Here is an 18,767-nt window from a genome sequence, read left to right as displayed (position 1 = left end):
CGGACCAGCTCGACGCCGTCCGGCAGCCGGTCGACGGTGAGGTCGGGCACGAGCGCGACGCCCATGCCGGCGGCGACCATCTCGAGCTGCACGCCGAAGTCCAGGGACTCGGCGACGACCCGTGGACGGAAGCCGGCCAGGCCGCAGGCCCGCTCGACCATGTCGGCGCAGGTGAAGCCGGCGGCGGGGACCACCCAGGGGTGTGCGGCGTAGTCCTCCAGCCGCGTCGAGGCCGGTGCGGCATCCGGACCCCCCGAGCGGCGCACCGCGAGCCAGACGGGCTCCCTGCCGATGGTGCGGGTCGTCACCCCGCGCGGCAGCTCGCGCGGCACATTCGAGTAGGAGTGGATGAGGGCGAGGTCGACAGCGCCCGTGTTCAGCGCGGCGAGTGCCTCGTCGGGCTCGTCCGTGCGGATGCGGAGGTCGAGCGCCGAATCCCCCTCGGCGATCAGCCGGCGGCAGGCGTCGGCGAGGATCGTGCGGGCGGCGGAGGGGAACGCGCTCAGCGTGTAGCGGCCGACGGTGCCGCTGCGCAGGGCGTCCAACTCCAGCTCGGCGAGCGTGATCCGGTCCAGGATCTCGTGCCCGTGCACCGCCAGCGCCCGGCCGGCCGCGGTGAGGGCGACGCGGCGGCCCTGGCGCTCGGTCAGCTGCATGCCGAGCTCGCGCTCGAGCGCGCTCAGCTGCATCGACACGCCGGGGGCGGTCAGGGTGAGTTCCTCCGCGACGGCCGCGATGGTGCCGAGGCGCTCGAGGGCGGAGAGCATCCGGAGCTTGCGGACGTCGAGCACGGCACGCCTTCCATAAGGATTGCTGAGGTATTCAGTCAGAACAATTCAATTGTGCTGCCGTGTTCAGTTTGCCAGCATGGGGCCATGAAGGTCAACGCCCCCGGGGGTCATCGCGCACTGCTCGCCGGTCTGCTCGTCGTCGTGCTCTGGGCGAGCGCCTTCCCGGCGATCCGGGTGGCCGCGCCGGAGCTCGGCGTGATCGGGCTGTCCTTCGCCCGCCTGCTGGTCGCCACGCTCGCCCTGCTCGTGTTCGCCGCGCTCGCCCGGGCCCGGATGCCGCGCGCCCGCGACCTCGGCTGGCTCGCCGCCTGCGGCTTCTTCGGGATGACGGCGTACCAGCTGCTGCTCAACTGGGGCGAGCTGCACGTCCCGGCCGGCACGGCGAGCATCATCGTCGCGGCGGCGCCCCTCGTCTCCGTCGCGGTCGCCCGGCTGCTCTTCAGCGAGCGGATCGGCGCGGTGACGATCGTGGGCAGCGCCATCGCGCTCGCCGGGGTCGCCTTCGTCTGCCTGGCCCGGGCGGGCGTCTCGCTCTCGGCATCCGTCTGGATCGTGGTCGCCGCCATGGTGGTGCAGGGCGTCTACCACCCGTTGCAGCGGCCGTTGCTGCGGCGGTACACGAGCGTGGAGGTCGCCTGTTACGCCATGGTGGCGGGAACCGTCATGACGCTGCCGTTCGTGCCGCTCGGCTGGGAGGAGATGCTCGGCGCGGGGGCCGGGCCGTGGCTGGCCGCCGTGTACCTCGGCCTGCTGCCCTCCGCGCTCGGCTTCGTGCTCTGGGCGTACGCCGTCGCCCGCATGCCGGTGGCGGTCTCGACCTCGCTGCTCTACCTGGTGCCGCCCGTCGCGGTGCTGATCGCGTGGGTGTGGCTCGGCGAGCTGCCGATCCCCGCCGAGCTGCTGGGCGGCGCCGTCGTCATCCTGGGTGTGCTGATCATCGCCCGGGCGCCGAGGGCGGCCCCGAGGCCGGCCGCCACAGCCGCGGCCGCTAGCGGGTCGACAACGAGTACTCGCCCCCGGCGCAGCCCGTGACGATCCAGCCGCCGGGCACCGCGGTCGCCTCGACATCCGTGACGCCTGTCGCCTCGACCGTGGGCTCGGCCGTGCCCGGAACCCAGACGCGCAGGCCGCAGCTGCGCGCGTCGGTGCTGCCGGCCAGCTGGACGGCAGCACCGTCGGCCTCGAGCGCGGTGAGCCTGCCGGGCGCGTGCTGCGGGTAGGCCCGGCTCAGGATCTCGAGCAGGTCCGCCTTGGGCGGCGCATCCCCGCCGGTCACGCAGTCCTGCATCATCAGGGCGTTGCCGAACTCCTGGATGCCGTTCTGCGGGTCGCCGCAGGCCTGCTTCCACACCCAGTAGGCGCTGCCGAGCAGGTGCGCGTCCTCGGCATCCGCATAACGGGTCAGCCGGGCCAGCACGTCGGCGTCCTCGCCCCAGTAGCCGTACTCGCCCGACCAGAGCGGGGCGTCGTACTCGGCGGCGACGCGCTGGGCGAGGCCGAACTGGCGCTCCAGGCCGACGATCGGGGGGATGCCGAGGCTGCGGTCCATGGTGATCGACTCGGCGTACAGGTGCGGGGAGAAGACGATGTTGCGGTCGGTCGTGAAGCCGGCGGTCGGGCCGGTGTCGAAGCCGAGCCCTGACCAGAAGATGCTCGGCTCGACGAACACGATCTGCGGGGCGCCGGCCGCGCGGATCTGCTCGATCGCCTTCCCGTAGAAGGCGCCGAGCATGTGCGAGGTCGTCACGGGCGCCGTCTCGCCGAACCCCGGCTCGTTGAGCAGGTCGAAGCCGGCCACCATCGGCTCGTCGCGGAACTCCGCGGCCAGCTTGCCCCACGTCTCGGCGAGGGCGCTCTGCACGCCGTCGGTGTCGAAATAGAAGTTCTGGAACGCCCGGTTGCCGGCGGGGGAGATGTCGCGGCCGGTGAACTGGCAGCGCGGTGCGGCATCCGTGATCGTTGCCCACTCCGGTGCGCCGTCATAGCCCCACATGGTCTCGGTGCCCGGCCGGCACGCGGTGCCCTCTGCGGTGGCGCCGTTCCACCAGCCGTCCTGGTGCATGTCGAGCACGGTGTAGATGCCGTTGTCGGCCGCCCAGCGCACCGCGTCCCTGATCTGCGCCAGGTACGCGGGGTCGAGGGTGCCGCGCTCGGGCTCGAGAGCCGACCAGGAGATGTTCAAGCGGGACACGGTGAAGCCGTACTCCGCCATCCCCGCGAAGTCGGCCTCCGTCAGCGGCGTGGTCGCCGGCACCTCGGGGCGCGGTTGGTAGAAGTCGACGAGATTGTTCACGTTCACCCCGCGCAGCAAGACCTGGTTGCCGGCTCCGTCGGTGATGGCGGATGCCTCGGCACGCAGCATCCCGGCCGGCGGTGTCGCCTCGGCGCTCGCCGCAGACGCCGCACCCGTGCTCGGCAGGACCAGCGATGCGGCCAGCGCGAGCACAGCGACCGAGGCGGCGGCGACCAGCGGGACACGGGCCGAGTTCGCCGCGCCGACCCGGTCGGTGACGACGGCGCCGATGCCCACCGCCCACCCGACGCAGGCGCCGAAGGCGAGCCCGTCGGCGACCGCGATGTAGGCGACCATCAGCGGCCACATGTCGCCGGCGAAGCCGCCGTCCGCGATCAGCCCGATCGTGGCCTGCACGACGCCGACCAGCCCGCCGGCGAGGAGCGCGGCCAGCCAGCCGCCCAGCACGCCGGGCACCCGCGTGCGCATCCAGCGCAGGCAGAGGGCCGTGGCGGCGGCGATGAGCAGCATGGCGACGATCACCGAGAGAATGCCACGGTCGGGGCGCGCCGCGGGGATGCCGGGGGCGTACACGGCACCGGTCCACCACAGCCCGGCCAGCAGCGGGGCGAGCGCGGCGAACAGGATGGCGGGCGGCCAGACCATGCCGGACGCGAAGGAGCGGAGCTCGCGCGGGCCGCCGAAGAGACGGGTGAGTGCGGCGACGATGAGCGCCGCGGGGATCGCCTTGCCGACCACGAAGCCGGCCGCGTAGCCGGCGGCGGCCAGGTCCCCGGTCATGACGAGTGTCGTGGCGGCCTGGGCCAGGAGCACCGCCAGCACGATGCCGGCGGTGTGCGTCCAGAAGCGCTCACCGGCGCGCGCGGTGGCCCACCAGAGCACGCCGAGCAGCACCGGCACGAACACCAGGTATGGCGCGAACGTCCACGCGCCGGCGGCGAGCGAGGGGAGCGCCCCCGACCAGCCCACCAGCGCGAGCAGACCCGTCGGATCGGCGGCGGCCTGGAACACCACCAGCGCCAGCATGGTTGACAGGGCAACGACGGGACGTCGGACCGATTTCATGACACTCCATCGTGACAAGCTTCAGGTGGCGGGACAGCCCGTTCAGCATCAGCCACACGCTCGCGCGTGTCAAATCCAAGCGGTGCTCGGGTTTATCGGGCGGATGCCCGTGGGGTCAGACCCCGTACTCCTCACGCACCGTCTCGCGCAGCTGCTCGCTGCACGCGGCCACGGTGGCGCGCCAATCCGTGATGGCACCGTCCTTCGCGCGGTCGGAGACCGACTTGAGCACGCGGATCGGCACGCCGAACTGATGGGCCACCCAGATGTACGCGTACGTCTCCATGTCGACAAGCCCGGCGCCGAGCGGGAGGATGACGCCGACGGCCTCCTCGTCGTCGACGAAGTGGTCGCCGGTCGCGATCGTGATGCCCTCGCGGCCGGTCTCGACGCGGGCCGGCAGGGACACGTGCTGCCCGACGATCCCGTCGACATCGGTGACGTCGTGCTGGATGGCGGCATCCACGTCGTACACCCTGGACGTGAGGAGGGGGTTGATCGCGCCCGCGGTGCCGACCACGAGGATCTCGTCGTAGTCGCCGGCGTCCAGCGCACGAGTCAGCGCGAAAGTCGCCTGCAGCTTGCCCGGGCCGGTGACCAAGCGGTCGAAGCCCGGGAGCTCGGCGGGGAATGCGGTCAGTTCGGCCTCGAGGGCGGCAACAAGAAGTTTCACGCTTCCATTGTCGCCTGACTGAGCGAAGGGCCACCGCGAAAGCGTTTCAGAGGGGTGCCCCCGGCAGGATTCGAACCTGCGACCAGGAGATGAGAAGCACCGCGAAAGCGTTTCAGAGGGGTGCCCCCGGCAGGATTCGAACCTGCGACCAAGAGATGAGAAGCACCGCGGGTAGGTGGTGTCGGTGGTGCCCCCGGCAGGATTCGAACCTGCGACCAAGAGATGAGAAGCACCGCGAAAGCGTTTCAGAGGGGTGCCCCCGGCAGGATTCGAACCTGCGACAAAGAGATGAGAAGCACCGCGGGTAGGTGGTGTCGGTGGTGCCCCCGGCAGGATTCGAACCTGCGACCAAGAGATGAGAAGCACCGCGAAAGCGTTTCAGAGGGGTGCCCCCGGCAGGATTCGAACCTGCGACAAAGAGATGAGAAGCACCGCGGGTAGGTGGTGTCGATGGTGCCCCCGGCAGGATTCGAACCTGCGACCAAGAGATGAGAAGCACCGCGAAAGCGTTTCAGAGGGGTGCCCCCGGCAGGATTCGAACCTGCGACCAAGAGATTAGAAGGCTCCTGCTCTATCCCCTGAGCTACGGAGGCGCACCATGACTACGATACCGCAGCGGCCTCGGCGCAATTGCAAGCGGGGGAGGGCGTCGGTTCGCCTCGGTAGACTCAAGCCCATGACGAATGCGAGCGACCGTCTGGTCTGGATCGACTGTGAAATGACGGGCCTCGATCTCGAGGTCGACGAACTGGTAGAGATTGCGGTGGTGATCACCGACTACGACCTGAAGGCCGTGGACGAGGGTTTCAGCATCGTGATCAAGCCCGACGACTCCGCGATGGAGTCGATGAACGATTTCGTGCGCAACATGCACACCACGTCGGGGTTGATTGAGGAGATTCCGCAGGGTGTAAGCGTCGCGGAGGCCGAGTATCAGGTGCTGGAGTACGTGCTCAAGCACGTTCCCACCGAGCAGAAGGCCCCGCTGGCCGGCAACACCATCGGCACCGACCGGGCGTTCTTGGCCAAATTCATGCCGCGCCTGGACGGACACCTGCACTACCGCAACGTCGACGTCTCCTCGATCAAGGAGCTTTCGCGCCGTTGGTTCCCCCGGGTGTACTTCAACGCGCCGAAAAAGGACGGTGGACACCGGGCTTTGGCAGATATTTTGGAATCAATTCGAGAGCTGGAATATTACCGACGCGCCGTGTTTGTCGCGGATCCTGGGCCCACGACGGAGCAGGTGCAGGCGGTGTCGGCGAGCGTTGTGTCCGATTTCGCTCCGCGGATGTAATACACTCATTGAGTTGCCTTCTTCGAGTTCGCGAGAAGCAGGCGCATGGTGGGTATAGCTCAGCTGGTAGAGCGCCTGGTTGTGGTCCAGGAGGTCGCGGGTTCAAGCCCCGTTACTCACCCCAAGTTGTTTCAGAAGGGCATCCGATGCCAGTCGAGATGAGCGAAGAGGACTTCGAAGCCCTCGTCGCAGATGAACTCGATCTGCTCCCGGATGACATGATGGCCGGCCTTGAGAACGTGCAGTTCTCGGTCGAGGATCGCGCAGAAGACGGCTCGATGAGCCTGTTCGGCCTGTACCACGGCATCGCTTTGACGCACCGTGGAAACTACGGATTCGGCGAGCTGCCGGACCTCATCACGATCTACCGTGACGCCCACCTCGCCCACTGCAACGACATCGACGAGTTGCGCGACCAGATCCACGTGACTTTGGTGCACGAGATCGGCCACTTCTACGGCATGGACGACGAGCAGCTGCACGAGCTCGGCTGGGGTTAGGCACCGGATGCCGGACCTCACGCTGCGCGGCGGAGTCGGTGCCCGCATCGACACCGAGATCGAGATCAAGCGCTCGCGCTTCCTCTGTCGGCTGGTCCGCGTCGAGGATGAGGCGGCCGCGCGCGCCGAGATCGACGCGGCCCGCCGCGAGGAGTGGAACGCCAGGCACCACTGCTCGGCGTTCGTGCTCGGCCCGGCATCCGCCCCCGACCAGGTGCGCCGTTCGAACGATGACGGCGAGCCGTCCGGCACGGCGGGCCGCCCCATGCTGGAGGCGCTCAGCGGCCGCGAGTTCATCGACACCGTCGCAGTGGTCAGTCGGTACTTCGGCGGCGTCCTGCTGGGCGCTGGCGGCCTCGTGCGCGCCTATTCGGATGCCGTGCTCTCCGCCGTCGACGCGGCCCACGCACAGGACGCCGTGGTCGCGCGTGAGCGGCGAGAGCTCTACACGCTGGCACTCGCGCACGCCGACGCCGGCCGGATCGAAGCCGAGCTGCGCCAGCGGGGCGTGAACATTCTCGGAACCGAATATGGCAGCCGCGCCGTCGTGAGGCTGAGTGGCCCGGACGAGGCCGCGCTGCGCGCCATCGTCGCGGGTGTCACCGCCGGTGGGGGCGTACTCGAGTCCGCCGGGTACGAACTGATCGACGTCGAACTCTAGCCCGCCTCATCCTCGGCGCGGCCGAACCCGGGGCTCCGGGGATTCGGGGGCTGCGCTGCTCCGTCGGCGCGGCCCAGTCCGGCCGGAGCACACGACCATTCCGCCCAGCAGCCCTACGCTTCCTCCGCCACGGCCTCCTCGTCCGCCGGGCGGGCCGTGTAGTCGCGGGAGCGCTTGCGCAGCGCGAGACCGGTGAGCGGGAACAGCAGCACCGAGAACATCCCGGCGGCGACGAGTGCGGCCGCCGTGCCGGAGTCCAGGGCACCCGTGTCGATGCCGATCGCAGTGACGGCGACGATGATCGGCAGGCCGGTCGCCCCGAACAGCAGCAACGCCCCACGATCGGCGGGGGTGCTGCCGCGCGGGGCGGCGAGCGTGCTCGGCAGGCCGCGGATGACGAGCAGCGCCAGCACGAAGATCGGCAGCAGCAGAAGCGCCTGCGGATCACCGATGAGGCCGTCCAGATCGAAGGTGACCCCCGTGTTGATGAAGAAGATCGGCACCAGGAAGCCGAAGCCGATCGCCTCGATCTTGGCCTCGACCAGTGTGGCGTCCGCTTCCGGCGCCCCGGTGAGCAACACCCGGTAGAGCACCCCGGCCGCGAACGCGCCGAGCAGCATGTCGATGCCGAGCGCCACGCTCAGCCCCACGAGTGAGACGAGCACCAAGATCACGAGGCGCACCGCGAACTGGCCGCTGGTGTGCAGCGTCGCGGTGATGAGGGCGTGCATGCTCCGGCCGGCGCCGATCGCCGCCAGCCAGATCGCGGCCCCCGTGATGAGCGCGAAACCGATGAGCACGATGGTGGCGTGCAGGGGAGTGGTTCCGGAGAGGAACAGCGTGATCGCGAGCAAGGGGCCGAACTCGCCGACGGCCCCGACCGCGGTCGTCGCGATCCCGAACGGGGTGCGCAGCTCACCGGCATCCCGCAGCACAGGCATGATCGTGCCGAGCGCCGTCGACGTCAGCGCGATGCCGATGAACACGCCCGCACCGACGGTGGGCGAGAACAGGATGCCGGCGGTGACGCCGACGGCGAGCGAGAGCAGCCAGCCGAGCCCAGCCCGCATCAGGGAACGGCCGGCGATGCGGGCGAAGTCGATCTCGTTGCCCGCGAGGAAGAACAGCATGGCCAGGCCGAAGTCGGCCAGCGTTTCGGTGAAGGGGCCCGGCTGCACCCAGCCGAGCAGCGACGGCCCGAGCACGATCCCGAGGACGATCTCGAACACCACCAGGGGGATCTTGACGAATCGCCCGAGGCCCCGACCGAGCAGGGGTGCGGCGACGGCGATCGCGGCAATCAGGATCAGCGAGGGGATTGAGATGTCCATTCGGCTCCTGCCTGCAGCGCTCGCGCAGCGCGTTCTGCAGGCGATGATAGCGAAGCGCGGCTTCCGTGCGCAGCCCCGCGCGGCTCGCGCGGTAGATTCGACGCATGCACGCGCTTCAGTCTCAGATCATCGCCGAGCTCCACGTGAGCCCGAGCATCGACGCCGCCGCCGAGATCCGCCGGCGCATCGACTTCCTCACCGCGTATCTGCGCCGCACCGGCGCGCGCGGTCTGGTGCTCGGCATCAGCGGCGGTCAGGACTCCTCGCTCGCCGGCCGGCTGTGCCAGCTGGCCGTGGACGAGATGGCCGCGGATGGCGGGGACGCCCCGGTGTTCGTCGCCATGCGCCTGCCCTACGGCGTGCAGCGCGACGAGGACGACGCCCAACTGGCGCTGGAGTTCATCCAGCCGGCGCAGACCGTCACCTTCAACATCAAGGCGGGCGTCGACGGTATCCAGGACGAGTACGCCCGCGCCCTCGGCGAGCCGATCAGCGACTTCAACAAGGGCAACGTCAAGGCGCGCATGCGCATGATCGCGCAGTACGCGATCGCCGGAGGGCACGGCTACCTGGTGGTCGGCACCGACCACGCCGCCGAGGCCGTCACCGGCTTCTTCACGAAGTACGGCGACGGCGGCACCGACCTGCTGCCGCTGGCCGGGCTGACCAAGCGGCAAGGGCGTGCGCTGCTCGAGCACCTCGGCGCGGCGGAGAGGCTCTACCTCAAGCCGCCGACGGCCGACCTGCTCGATGAGACCCCCGGCCAGACCGACGAGGCCAACCTCGGGCTCAGCTACACCGAGATCGATGACTATCTCGAGGGCAAGCAGGTGTCGGATGCCGCGGCGGCCGCGATCGAGGGTCGCTACCTGGCCAGCGAGCACAAGCGCCGCACGCCGGCATCCCTGTTCGACGAATGGTGGCGCTAGAGCCCCAGTGCGCCCGCGCGGGCGCGGCTACGCCTCGGGCGTTGCCGCTGACGACTGCGCCGGCGGGAACAGCGCTGGCGCGGCCTGCGTCGGAGCTGCGTGCGTCGGAGCTGCCTGAGTCGGAGCTACTTGGGTCGGTGAGGCGTGCGCCGGTGCGGCCTGAGCCAGCGGGAACAGAGACGCGCTCTGCTGCGCGGGCATCGGCTCGGCCGCGGCGGGCTGGCGCAGCGCGTCCACGTCGGCGAGCAGCTTCTGGGTGTCGACGGGCTCGTTCGGCACCGGCGGCTGGGCGAACAGGGGCGAGTTGTACTGTGCCCGGTGCTGTTGGGCGACCCAGGCGTCCTGGTCGGCGAGCAGCGTGCGATCGCTCTCGGTGGTGGCGCTCTTCCACTGCTCGAGGTCGCTGGCGAAGGCCTTGCGGGCGCGGCTCGGCTTGGCCTGCCATTCGATCAGACGGTCGCGGAAGTCGGTGACCGCCGGCTCCGACTGGTAGCCGAAGGTGGCCGACGCGCGCTTGAGCTCGTGCAAGCGGTGCGCCGCCCAGTCTGCTGCGATGCCCGAACCGCGGATCGGCAGCATCCGCACCTGGATGTCAGCCTGGCCGACGGCCCGGTCTGAGAGCACCTGCTCCTGCGGGGTGAGCGAGTTCCACACCGAGGCCTCGACCGACGCGTCGACGAGAGCGGCGATCGCGGCGATCTTGATCTCGGTGTTGCGCTGGGCGATGACCCGCTTCATCGCGCCGCGGGCGATCCAGGCGGCGAGGAGGCCGGAGGCGAGGAGAGCGATCGCGATGACGGCGGCGGTGAAAAGCACCGGTTGCGCGTCCGCGGAGAAGAACCAGTCAGAGAAATCTGTCAACCACTGCATGTGCGGCACTCTACCGGCGTGCGGCGGGGCCGCGGGGGAGTCGTCCCGGCGCGCCTCAACTCGGGCTCCGGATGCGTCGATTTCGAGCGGGGTCGGTCACCGGAAGCAGTCGGCGGCGGCCACTGCGGTGCCGAAATCGCCGAGTGTGCTGTGCCTGACGCCGTCGGAGTGCAGGGCGCGTGCGGTGAAGCGTGGCTCGGCGCCGGCATCCTGTGAACACAACTCGATCTGCCCGAGGATGGTGCCGCGCACGGATGCGACGCGCCAGAGGCCCCCGCGCACCGGGAGGAACTCCAGGCCGGCGACGCTGACGCCCAACGGTGTCGCGGGCGGACGAATCAGTGTGCTGTTGATGTTGTATGCCATGGTGCCCTTTCGCCTTCTGCCGTCGCTGTGCCGCGTCTGCGGTGTGATTCACACGGTAGACGGCAGCACCGACACGGCTATCTGGCGTGCGGTGCGGGGGCCAGGAGCGCAGCGGCGGCCAGCTCGGGGTCGACGATCTTCTCGGCCCGCGCGGTCTGCGCCAGCACGATGCCGGCCGCCACGATCCCGACGCCGATCAGCTGCGCCAGGCCCAGCGCCTCGCCGAGCCAGAGCCAGGCAACGGCGAATGCGAACAGCACCTCGGCGGAGGAGGTGATGCCCGCCGCGGTGGCCGTCAGGTGCTTGAGCGCTAGGAAGGAGAGCAGGAACGCCACGAAGCTGCCGACGACGGCGGTGACCGCGAGCGGCATCCACACGGGAAGCACCACGGCCGCGAGCGCACCGCCCAAGGAGACGGGGGAGCTCAGCAGCGTGACATCCAGCTCCCACCACCCGCTGAAGGCGAGCCAGAACAGGGTCGCGAAGCCCATGGCCCAGAATGCCACGGCCAGCGGGGAGCTGGCGGTCAGCTGTCGTTCCCCGACGAGGAAGTAGACGGTGAGGCTGGCGGCGGCCGCCAGGGCGAACAGCACGCCGGGCACGGACACGGTGCCGCTGCCGATCTGTGCCACCAGGGTCAGCCCGACCAGCACGAGGGCGATCGCCAGCCAGAGGCGCGCCTTCACCCGCTCCTTGAACACGACCCGGGCGATCACAGCCACGGCGACGACGGCGAGGTATTCCAGCAGGAGGGTCAGCCCGACGGGGAGCATCGTCAGCGCCACGGCATAGAACCACTGCAGCAGTGCGACGCCCACGACGCCGAGGTAGGCCAGAACGCCCAGCTGGCGCCATCCGATGCGGAACGCCGAGCGATCGCTGATGAGCAGCCAGACGCCGGCGATCACCGTCACCGTGAGCACGCGCACGAAGGTGAGCTGGGCCGGGGTGACCCCCGCCTCCAGCACAACCTTGGCGAGGGACCCGTTCGCTCCGAACAGCAAGGCTGCGACGAGCGCGTAGAGGTAGCCCACCGCGTTTAGCGCAGGCCGGTGCCGTGCACGGCGAACGGCTCGATCGCCGCGATCTCCTCGGGGGTGAGAGGTGCGGCATCCAGTGCCGCCACGTTCTGCTCCAGCTGGGTGACGCTGCTCGCGCCGATCAGCGCGCTGGTCACGCCGGGCTGGCGCAGCACCCAGCTGAGCGCCAGCTGAGCCAGCGACTGGCCACGGCCGGCCGCGATCTCGTTCAAAGCGCGGGCGCGCTCCAGGTAGACCGGGCTGATCTGCTCGGGATTGAGGAACCGGCTGGTCGCGGCGCGCGAGTCGGTGGGGATCGCGCCATCCAGGTACCTGTTGGTCGCCAGCCCCTGCGCGAGAGGCGAGAACACGATGCAGCCGGCGCCCACCTCCTCCAGAACGGGGAACAGCCCGTCCTCGACGTGGCGGTTGAAGATCGAGTAGCTCGGCTGGTGGATGAGCAGGGGCACCTTGTGGGCGGCGAGGGCGGCCGCGGCGGCCCGGGTCTGTTCCGGGCTGTAGTTGGAGACGCCGACGTAGAGGGACTTGCCCTGCTGGACGGCGGTCGCGAGCGCCCCCATGGTCTCTTCGATTGGGGTGTTCGGGTCGGGGCGGTGCGAGTAGAAGATATCGACGTAGTCCAGGCCCAGCCGTCCGAGGCTCTGGTCGAGCGAGGAGAGCAGGGTCTTGCGGGAGCCCCATTCGCCGTAGGGGCCAGGCGCCATGTCGTAACCGGCCTTGCTGGAGATGATCATCTCGTCGCGGTGGCCGCGGAAGTCCTCGGCGAAGATCCGGCCGAAGTTCGTCTCGGCCGCGCCGGGGGGAGGGCCGTAGTTGTTGGCGAGGTCGAAGTGGGTGATGCCGAGGTCGAAGGCCCGGCGCAGCACGGCACGCTGGGTCTCGATGGGGCGCTCGTGGCCGAAGTTGTGCCACAGCCCGAGCGAGATGGCCGGCAGCAGGAGGCCGCTCCGCCCGGATCGGTTGTACCGCATCGTGTCATACCGGTTGTCTGCTGCGACATAGCTCATGGCATCACTCTAGGGGCAGGGAACCCGCCGTCTGCACCCCGCGTCACCCCTGTTGTGCACAGCCGGTCCCGGCGGGGCCGCAGTGCACAGATTGCACGTGCCCGGCTGCCTGGGCGCGCCGCCGGCGCACACTCATTGCATGTGGTCACGGCCCGGATGACGGGCACGAGCGCCGGAGCCGTGGCCACAGCCCGCGCAGCGGCGACGGGCGGAACACGAACCGAGAGGACGATTCCCATGCGTGAAACCAATGACATCATCACCGTGCTGGGTGTGATCGGAAACGACCCGGAGGAGAAGGTCACGTCGAGCGGCGTGCCTCTGATCAAGTTCCGGATGGCGTCCACCCAGCGCAAGTACGACAAGAACACGAACACCTGGTCCGACGGCAACACCAACTGGTACACGGTGAGCGCGTTCCGCGGCCTGGCGAAGAACGCCATGGCGAGCCTGCACCGGGGCGATCCCGTCGTCGTGACCGGGCGGCTGCACCTGCGTGCCTGGGACACCGGCGAGCGGCGCGGCACGTCCATTGACCTGGAGGCAGACGTGATCGGGCTGGACCTGCAGTGGGGGACGGCAAGCTTCCGGCGCACGACCCGGGCCCTGCCCCTGGACCAGGCGCAGCCGAGTACCGGAAACAGCGACGGCCCCACCGCCGGCGAGCCGACAGAGCCCCCGGCTGAGCACTGGTCCGTTCCGGGGGCGGAGCGCGTGAGCGAATTGGAGGCCACCCCGTTCTAGCCGGTGTCGGCTCGCCCATAGACTCGTTCGCAGAAGTGAACCCGTCAGAGAGGCGAGAGATGTCGAGCGAGAGTTCCGCCACCAGCCGAGCGATGCCGCGGATGCCGCGGGTGTTGCTCGCGACACTGGCAGCGTCCACGATGCTCGCGCTCGCCGCATGCTCCTCACCCGCGCCGGCCACTCCGGCGCCGACGCAGACGGCCGCTCCGGCGCCGAGCGCGACGGAGGTGCCGGTCGAGCCGCTCGTCCTGCTGCCGGACGGCACCGCCCAGGAGAACCTCGCCTACTTCGACTCGATCGCGGCCGCGGTGCTTGCCGCCAACCCCTCGGCGGGCGGGGAGTCGTTCATCAACGCCCTGGTCGTCGGTGGCTTCAACAAGGCCGACATGGAGGTCGGCTTCGACCGGACCTCCGTCGACCTGGCCGCCGACTCCGTGCCGTGGGCCGTTCGGTTCAACGGCGAGTGCCTGCTCGGCCAGTTCGGTCCGTCCAGCGGCGGCTACCAGAGTGCGGTCACGGCGATGCTCTCCACGGGCAGCTGTCTGATCGGCGCCACCCGGGCCATCGACTGGTAGCAATCGGGCTGGCCAGACCATAGACCGGCGCGGCTCGCGGGACTAGCGTGAAATCCATGCGAAGCAGAGCCCCCTGGGTGGACGGCCATGGCTGGCGAGCCTGCCGATCCGCCTGAGAAATCAGGCACGCCCGGCTCCGGCTGGCTCGATCGGGCAGCGCAGAGCGGCGTCCGGTCGGTGGAAGCCGTCGCCGGCGTCTACGCGACCGAGTACGCCATCTACGGCACGGTGCTGGTCAGCGCGCTGATCGCGGTCGGCTGGAACTACGACACCGATCTCGAAGTCTTCTTCTTCACCCTCGGCACCGTCGGCGTCTTCTGGCTGGCGCACATCTACTCCGCCGTCGTCGCCGTGCACGGCTCGCCAGACGCCGCCCATCGGAAGCTGTGGCTGCTGGTGTTGGACTCCGCCCGCCACTCCATCGGCATGGTGCTCGCGATGCTGGTGCCGGCCGCCTTCCTGCTGCTGTCCGCCGCCGGGGTGCTCGACGAGTACGTCGGCTACTACATCGCCCTCTGGGCCGGCGTCCTGACGCTTGCCGCACTGGGGTTCTGGAACTCGGTGAAGAGACGCAGGGGATGGCCGCGGCGAATCCTCAACGCGGCAATCACGGCGTCGCTCGGCGTCGGCATCATCTGGTTGAGCGCCATCGTGCACTGACGATCAGCCCCGGGCAGGTTTTCCCGGTATCCTCGACCGTAGCGTCGAATTGCCAGCCCTCACGCTCCGCGAGGGCGCAGAGGTCGGCATTCAGGCCCTCGAAGCACGTCGAGTCAGCGCGTTATCGCGCGAACGATGAGCGTCGTGCACGGCGCGGGGCCCAGGCATACAGAGAATTTAGGAAAAATAGTGGCTGAATACATCTACTCCATGGTTCGCGCCCGCAAGGCGGTGGGCGAGAAGCTCATTCTCGACGACGTCACGATGTCGTTCCTGCCCGGCGCCAAGATCGGCGTCGTGGGCCCGAACGGTGCCGGAAAGTCCACCATCCTCAAGATCATGGCCGGGCTGGACACCCCGAGCAACGGAGAGGCCAAGCTCACGCCGGGCTATACCGTCGGCATCCTGATGCAGGAGCCGGTGCTGGATGAGACCAAGACCGTCCTGGAGAACGTGCAGGAGGGTGTTGGCCCGATCAAGGCCAAGCTCGACCGCTTCAACGAGATCTCGCTCGCCATGGGCGAGCCCGACGCCGACTTCGACACCCTGCTCGCCGAGATGGGCGTTCTGCAGGAAGAGATCGACCACGCCGACGCCTGGGACCTCGACTCCCAGCTCGAGCAGGCCATGGACGCGCTGCGCTGCCCGCCGGCCGATGAACTCGTCACCCACCTCTCCGGCGGTGAGAAGCGCCGCGTCGCGCTCTGCAAGCTGCTGCTGCAGAAGCCCGACCTGCTGCTGCTCGATGAGCCCACCAACCACCTTGACGCCGAGAGTGTTCTCTGGCTTGAGCAGCACCTCAGCCAGTACCACGGTGCAGTCCTCGCCGTCACCCACGACCGGTACTTCCTCGACCACGTGGCCGAGTGGATCGCCGAGGTCGACCGCGGACGCCTCTACCCCTACGAGGGCAACTACTCCACCTACCTGGAGAAGAAGCAGGCCCGCCTGGAGGTGCAGGGCAAGAAGGACGCCAAGCTCTCCAAGCGCCTCGCCGACGAGCTCGACTGGGTGCGCTCCAACGCGAAGGGCCGCCAGACCAAGTCGAAGGCCCGCCTCGCCCGCTACGAGGAGATGATGAACGAGGCCGAGCGCACCAGGAAGCTCGACTTCGAGGAGATCGTGATCCCCGTCGGCCCGCGCCTCGGCTCGCAGGTCATCGACGCCAAGAACCTGAAGAAGGGCTTCGGCGAGCGAATCCTCATCGACAACCTCACCTTCACCCTGCCGCGCAACGGCATCGTCGGCATCATCGGCCCGAACGGCGTCGGCAAGACCACGCTGTTCAAGACGATCGTCGGCCTCGAGCCCCTCGACAGCGGCGACCTGAAGATCGGCGAGACGGTCGACATCTCCTACGTCGACCAGAGCCGTGGCGGAATCGACCCGGAGAAGAACCTCTGGGAGGTCGTCTCCGACGGGCAGGACTACATCGTCGTCGGCAAGACGGAGATCCCCTCGCGCGCCTACGTCTCGCAGTTCGGCTTCAAGGGGCCGGACCAGCAGAAGAAGGCCGGCGTGCTCTCCGGTGGTGAGCGCAACCGCCTGAACCTGGCGCTGACCCTCAAGCAGGGCGGCAACCTGCTGCTCCTCGATGAGCCGACCAACGACCTCGACGTCGAGACCCTCGGCAGCCTCGAGAACGCGCTGCTCGAGTTCCCCGGCTGTGCCGTGGTCATCACCCACGACCGGTGGTTCCTCGACCGCACCGCGACGCACATCCTCGCCTACGAGGGCACAGAGGAGGACCCGGCGAACTGGTACTGGTTCGAGGGCAACTTCGAGGCGTACGAGGCCAACAAGGTCGAGCGTCTGGGTGCGGATGCCGCCAAGCCGCACCGTTCCACCTACCGCAAGCTCACGCGCGACTAATCGCCGGCTGAGCACGACGACGCCTGGGGCATCGAGGTTCCGATGAGATTGCATGTGCCGATCCGGCTGCGCTGGTCGGACCTCGATGCCTACGGGCACGTCAACAACGCCGAGATGCTGCGCCTCCTGGAGGAGGCGCGCATCCAGGCGTTCTGGGCGGATGACGCCGAAGGGGGCGCGCAGGGCGCCGTCGGCGCCAGCACCGCCGTGCTGGACGCCCGGCCGGGCGCGGCCACGCTCAGCCTGATCGCCCGCCAGGAGATCGAGTACCTGGCGCCGATTCCCTACCTCCGTGCGCCGATGGACGTCGAGCTGTGGATCGGCAACCTGGGCGGCGCCAGCCTCGAGGTCTGTTACCAGGTCTGGTCGCCGGAATCCACGGAGGCGCGGACGCTCTACACTCGCGCGGCGACGACGATCGTGCTGGTGGACTCGGTGACCGAGCGCCCGCGGCGCATCAGCGCAGAGGAGCGGGCCGCCTGGACTCCGTACCTGGAGGACCCGGTGCAGTTCGCCAAGCGCCGCTAGCGGCGACTCGGCAGCACGAGCTGGTGTGAGCGCACCGTGTCGACCACCTGGTCGATGGAGTTCTCGCCGGGGTGCGGGGACAGCTTGAGCCCGAGCCACTCCGCACCGGCCGCTGCATCGAGCGCAGCCTGCACGCGCTCCGCGGTGAGGATCGATCCCTCCGCGTCGCGTCGGTCAAATGGCAGGTGCGCGTCGACCCAGGCGGGGCCGTACGCACTGGCCCTGGGCGACACGCTGGAGAGGGCGAGCCCGGCCAGCAGACCGGAGTCCGCGGCCGTTCGGACAGCGCCCGCGACGGCATCCGGGTCGCGCAGCTCGATCGCAGAGCGCGCCCAGTTCAACCAGAGCTGGACGGGGGCGGCCGAGTCTCGGATTGCGCGGATCTCCTGCTCGAGCGAGAGGAATCCCTTCTCGAACGCGCGCGTGCCCGTGTCGGCGTCGCAATGCTCCAGCAGCAACTCGGCGCCCTGCCAATCCCAGGATGCGATCTCGGTGAGAGAGCGCTCGAGGGCGAGCGCCGTGCCGCCTCCGCGGGGCGCACTGTGCAACTCGACGAAGAGCACCGGACCGATGCCCCTGCCGTGCAGAACGGCGACGTCGTCGCGCAGGCGCGCCATGTCCTCGAGCGCCGCACGGCGGCCGTCGGCGTCGGGCGAGGCCAGGCCGTAGCGCTGGCTCTCCCCGCTCCGGCGCATCACGAACGGCAGCGGGGTGATCGCGAGGGCGATGCCCCGCGGGAAGGCGCGCAGCATCCAGTCGTCGTCGTGCGGGTGGATGCGGCCAAGCCAGGGGATCTCGATCGCGTCCACGCCGGGGAGGGTGCTCAGCCGGCCGAGGAACTCCTGCTCGACCGCCTCGTCCCAGTGAGCGTGCGCGGGGGAGAGCGTGTAGGCGCTGACGAGGAGCCTCATGCGCTGGCCACGGCGGCGGCGAACCACGAGGTGATCGTGGACGGGTGGGTGATGGCCGTTCCGACGACGACGCTGTCTGCGCCGGCGCGCAGGGCGGCAGCCGCCTGCGCCGGCGTGTGGATGCGGCCCTCGGCCACGAGCACCGCCTCCGGGAGGGCGGCTCGGATTTCGGCGATCAGCTCCAGGTCTGGGCCTTCCACCTTCTCGCGCTCGCCCGTGTAGCCGGAGAGCGTGGTGCCGATGATGTCGGCCCCCGCAGCAGCCGCGGCAACGGCGTCGCCGAGGCTGCCGCAGTCGGCCATGACCAGGGCGCCGGACTGCGCGTGGATGCCCGCGACGGTCTCGGCGAGGTCGAGGCCGTCCGGCCGGGGGCGGCGTGTGCCGTCGATCGCGACGACCGCGGCGCCGGCCTCGGCGACGGCCAGCGCGTGTCTCAGCGTCGGGGTGATGAACACGCCGTCGCTCCCGTCCTTCCAGAGCCCGATGATGGGCACGTCGAGACGCGCGCTGCCGAGTCGGATGTCGCCGATGCCCTGCAGCCGAATGGCCGCTGCACCGCCGGCGACGGACGCCTCGGCGATCTGCGCCATGGTCTCCGGGTGCCGCATCGGCTCTCCGGGGTAGGCCTGCGCCGAGACGATGAGGCGGCCGCGCACGGCGGCGAGGAAGTCTTCGATGGTCATGCTGGTCCTT

At 69.6% G+C, this 18,767-nt stretch carries 20 protein-coding genes and 2 tRNA genes; 11 read left to right on the top strand and 11 right to left on the bottom strand.

Annotated elements, in window-relative coordinates:
- Positions 1-791: LysR family transcriptional regulator (locus tag GY24_RS10630; RefSeq protein ID WP_202972933.1), on the bottom strand; the 791-nt coding region annotated here is incomplete at its 3' end.
- A gap of 84 nt (positions 792-875) precedes the next feature.
- On the opposite strand from GY24_RS10630, the gene GY24_RS10625 reads away from it, so the two are divergent.
- Entirely contained in the window at positions 876-1,823 is a 948-nt protein-coding gene (locus GY24_RS10625; protein ID WP_104475607.1) for a DMT family transporter, read from the top strand.
- On the opposite strand, the gene GY24_RS10620 is transcribed toward GY24_RS10625, so the two are convergent.
- The 3 genes from GY24_RS10620 to GY24_RS10610 form a co-directional block, all read right to left on the bottom strand.
- Complete coding sequence (locus tag GY24_RS10620) at positions 1,780-4,110, bottom strand: cellulase family glycosylhydrolase (RefSeq protein ID WP_133161165.1); 2,331 nt, start codon at positions 4,108-4,110, stop codon at positions 1,780-1,782. The genes GY24_RS10625 and GY24_RS10620 overlap by 44 nt on opposite strands.
- A gap of 115 nt (positions 4,111-4,225) precedes the next feature.
- Entirely contained in the window at positions 4,226-4,783 is a 558-nt protein-coding gene (locus tag GY24_RS10615; RefSeq protein WP_104475605.1) for a phosphorylase family protein, read from the bottom strand.
- Between the two features lie 520 nt (positions 4,784-5,303).
- Positions 5,304-5,376, bottom strand: a tRNA-Arg gene (locus GY24_RS10610).
- 83 nt (positions 5,377-5,459) lie between these two features.
- Here GY24_RS10610 and orn point away from each other — a divergent pair.
- The 4 genes from orn (at position 5,460) to GY24_RS10590 (ending at position 7,241) form a co-directional block, all read left to right on the top strand.
- Positions 5,460-6,080, top strand: a complete 621-nt coding sequence (orn, locus tag GY24_RS10605) for an oligoribonuclease (protein WP_083363695.1) — start codon at positions 5,460-5,462, stop codon at positions 6,078-6,080.
- Positions 6,081-6,128: 48 nt separating this feature from the next.
- Positions 6,129-6,204 (top strand) — tRNA-His (locus tag GY24_RS10600).
- 22 nt (positions 6,205-6,226) lie between these two features.
- Positions 6,227-6,580, top strand: a complete 354-nt coding sequence (locus GY24_RS10595; protein WP_104475604.1) for a metallopeptidase family protein — start codon at positions 6,227-6,229, stop codon at positions 6,578-6,580.
- Positions 6,581-6,587: 7 nt separating this feature from the next.
- Positions 6,588-7,241, top strand: coding sequence for an IMPACT family protein (locus GY24_RS10590; RefSeq protein ID WP_104475603.1), 654 nt, complete (start codon positions 6,588-6,590; stop codon positions 7,239-7,241).
- A gap of 113 nt (positions 7,242-7,354) precedes the next feature.
- Here the strand turns inward: GY24_RS10590 and GY24_RS10585 are convergent, their stop codons facing one another.
- Positions 7,355-8,572 carry a cation:proton antiporter gene (locus GY24_RS10585; RefSeq protein WP_104475602.1) on the bottom strand — a complete coding sequence of 406 codons (1,218 nt, stop codon included), beginning with the start codon at positions 8,570-8,572 and terminating at the stop codon, positions 7,355-7,357.
- Positions 8,573-8,676: 104 nt separating this feature from the next.
- Here GY24_RS10585 and nadE point away from each other — a divergent pair, with 104 nt between their 5' ends.
- On the top strand, positions 8,677-9,501 hold the full coding sequence (nadE, locus tag GY24_RS10580) for an ammonia-dependent NAD(+) synthetase (RefSeq protein ID WP_104475601.1): 825 nt from the start codon (positions 8,677-8,679) through the stop codon (positions 9,499-9,501).
- A gap of 27 nt (positions 9,502-9,528) precedes the next feature.
- Here nadE and GY24_RS10575 read toward each other — a convergent pair whose 3' ends face one another.
- The 4 genes from GY24_RS10575 to GY24_RS10560 form a co-directional block, all read right to left on the bottom strand.
- Positions 9,529-10,371: a hypothetical protein gene (locus GY24_RS10575; RefSeq protein ID WP_104475600.1), complete on the bottom strand. Its 843-nt coding sequence runs from the start codon at positions 10,369-10,371 to the stop codon at positions 9,529-9,531.
- Positions 10,372-10,467: 96 nt separating this feature from the next.
- The gene (locus GY24_RS10570) at positions 10,468-10,737 is read right to left on the bottom strand and encodes a hypothetical protein (protein WP_104475599.1); all 270 of its coding nucleotides are present in this window, start codon (positions 10,735-10,737) and stop codon (positions 10,468-10,470) included.
- Positions 10,738-10,814: 77 nt separating this feature from the next.
- A complete protein-coding gene (locus tag GY24_RS10565) occupies positions 10,815-11,771 on the bottom strand; it encodes a DMT family transporter (protein ID WP_104475598.1) in 957 nt (318 codons plus the stop codon).
- A 5-nt stretch (positions 11,772-11,776) separates the two neighbouring features.
- Positions 11,777-12,784, bottom strand: a complete 1,008-nt coding sequence (locus tag GY24_RS10560; RefSeq protein ID WP_104475597.1) for an aldo/keto reductase — start codon at positions 12,782-12,784, stop codon at positions 11,777-11,779.
- A 237-nt stretch (positions 12,785-13,021) separates the two neighbouring features.
- Here GY24_RS10560 and ssb point away from each other — a divergent pair, with 237 nt between their 5' ends.
- The 5 genes from ssb to GY24_RS10535 all read left to right on the top strand — a co-directional run bounded on the left by ssb (position 13,022) and on the right by GY24_RS10535 (position 17,163).
- On the top strand, positions 13,022-13,528 hold the full coding sequence (ssb, locus tag GY24_RS10555; RefSeq protein WP_161498723.1) for a single-stranded DNA-binding protein: 507 nt from the start codon (positions 13,022-13,024) through the stop codon (positions 13,526-13,528).
- Between the two features lie 59 nt (positions 13,529-13,587).
- Positions 13,588-14,103 carry a DUF6993 domain-containing protein gene (locus GY24_RS10550; protein WP_104475595.1) on the top strand — a complete coding sequence of 172 codons (516 nt, stop codon included), beginning with the start codon at positions 13,588-13,590 and terminating at the stop codon, positions 14,101-14,103.
- A gap of 87 nt (positions 14,104-14,190) precedes the next feature.
- A complete protein-coding gene (locus GY24_RS10545; protein ID WP_133161164.1) occupies positions 14,191-14,763 on the top strand; it encodes a hypothetical protein in 573 nt (190 codons plus the stop codon).
- Between the two features lie 189 nt (positions 14,764-14,952).
- Positions 14,953-16,635: an energy-dependent translational throttle protein EttA gene (gene ettA, locus GY24_RS10540; protein ID WP_083363706.1), complete on the top strand. Its 1,683-nt coding sequence runs from the start codon at positions 14,953-14,955 to the stop codon at positions 16,633-16,635.
- 42 nt (positions 16,636-16,677) lie between these two features.
- Positions 16,678-17,163, top strand: coding sequence for an acyl-CoA thioesterase (locus GY24_RS10535; protein ID WP_104475593.1), 486 nt, complete (start codon positions 16,678-16,680; stop codon positions 17,161-17,163).
- On the opposite strand, the gene GY24_RS10530 is transcribed toward GY24_RS10535, so the two are convergent.
- Both GY24_RS10530 and GY24_RS10525 read right to left on the bottom strand, forming a co-directional pair.
- Positions 17,160-18,074, bottom strand: coding sequence for a DUF4862 family protein (locus GY24_RS10530; protein ID WP_133161163.1), 915 nt, complete (start codon positions 18,072-18,074; stop codon positions 17,160-17,162). The genes GY24_RS10535 and GY24_RS10530 overlap by 4 nt on opposite strands.
- The gene (locus GY24_RS10525) at positions 18,071-18,757 is read right to left on the bottom strand and encodes an N-acetylmannosamine-6-phosphate 2-epimerase (RefSeq protein ID WP_104475591.1); all 687 of its coding nucleotides are present in this window, start codon (positions 18,755-18,757) and stop codon (positions 18,071-18,073) included. Before GY24_RS10525 ends, GY24_RS10530 begins: the two co-directional genes overlap by 4 nt.
- Positions 18,758-18,767 lie beyond the last annotated feature (10 nt).

It is taken from the genome of Microterricola pindariensis (assembly GCF_002936985.1).
Classification (GTDB): Bacteria; Actinomycetota; Actinomycetes; order Actinomycetales; family Microbacteriaceae; genus Microterricola; species Microterricola pindariensis.
This window is presented reverse-complemented; position numbering and strand designations above follow the sequence as displayed.

Excerpts from the sequence above, each read along its gene's own strand:
- GY24_RS10625 (WP_104475607.1), top strand. The coding sequence starts at position 876 with ATGAAGGTCAACGCCCCCGGGGGTCATCGCGCACTGCTCGCCGGTCTG.
- GY24_RS10620 (WP_133161165.1), bottom strand. The coding sequence starts at position 4,110 with ATGAAATCGGTCCGACGTCCCGTCGTTGCCCTGTCAACCATGCTGGCG.
- orn (WP_083363695.1), top strand. The coding sequence starts at position 5,460 with ATGACGAATGCGAGCGACCGTCTGGTCTGGATCGACTGTGAAATGACG.
- GY24_RS10595 (WP_104475604.1), top strand. The coding sequence starts at position 6,227 with ATGCCAGTCGAGATGAGCGAAGAGGACTTCGAAGCCCTCGTCGCAGAT.
- GY24_RS10590 (WP_104475603.1), top strand. The coding sequence starts at position 6,588 with ATGCCGGACCTCACGCTGCGCGGCGGAGTCGGTGCCCGCATCGACACC.
- GY24_RS10585 (WP_104475602.1), bottom strand. The coding sequence starts at position 8,572 with ATGGACATCTCAATCCCCTCGCTGATCCTGATTGCCGCGATCGCCGTC.
- nadE (WP_104475601.1), top strand. The coding sequence starts at position 8,677 with ATGCACGCGCTTCAGTCTCAGATCATCGCCGAGCTCCACGTGAGCCCG.
- GY24_RS10575 (WP_104475600.1), bottom strand. The coding sequence starts at position 10,371 with ATGCAGTGGTTGACAGATTTCTCTGACTGGTTCTTCTCCGCGGACGCG.
- GY24_RS10570 (WP_104475599.1), bottom strand. The coding sequence starts at position 10,737 with ATGGCATACAACATCAACAGCACACTGATTCGTCCGCCCGCGACACCG.
- GY24_RS10560 (WP_104475597.1), bottom strand. The coding sequence starts at position 12,784 with ATGAGCTATGTCGCAGCAGACAACCGGTATGACACGATGCGGTACAAC.
- ssb (WP_161498723.1), top strand. The coding sequence starts at position 13,022 with ATGCGTGAAACCAATGACATCATCACCGTGCTGGGTGTGATCGGAAAC.
- GY24_RS10550 (WP_104475595.1), top strand. The coding sequence starts at position 13,588 with ATGTCGAGCGAGAGTTCCGCCACCAGCCGAGCGATGCCGCGGATGCCG.
- GY24_RS10545 (WP_133161164.1), top strand. The coding sequence starts at position 14,191 with ATGGCTGGCGAGCCTGCCGATCCGCCTGAGAAATCAGGCACGCCCGGC.
- GY24_RS10535 (WP_104475593.1), top strand. The coding sequence starts at position 16,678 with ATGAGATTGCATGTGCCGATCCGGCTGCGCTGGTCGGACCTCGATGCC.
- GY24_RS10530 (WP_133161163.1), bottom strand. The coding sequence starts at position 18,074 with ATGAGGCTCCTCGTCAGCGCCTACACGCTCTCCCCCGCGCACGCTCAC.
- GY24_RS10525 (WP_104475591.1), bottom strand. The coding sequence starts at position 18,757 with ATGACCATCGAAGACTTCCTCGCCGCCGTGCGCGGCCGCCTCATCGTC.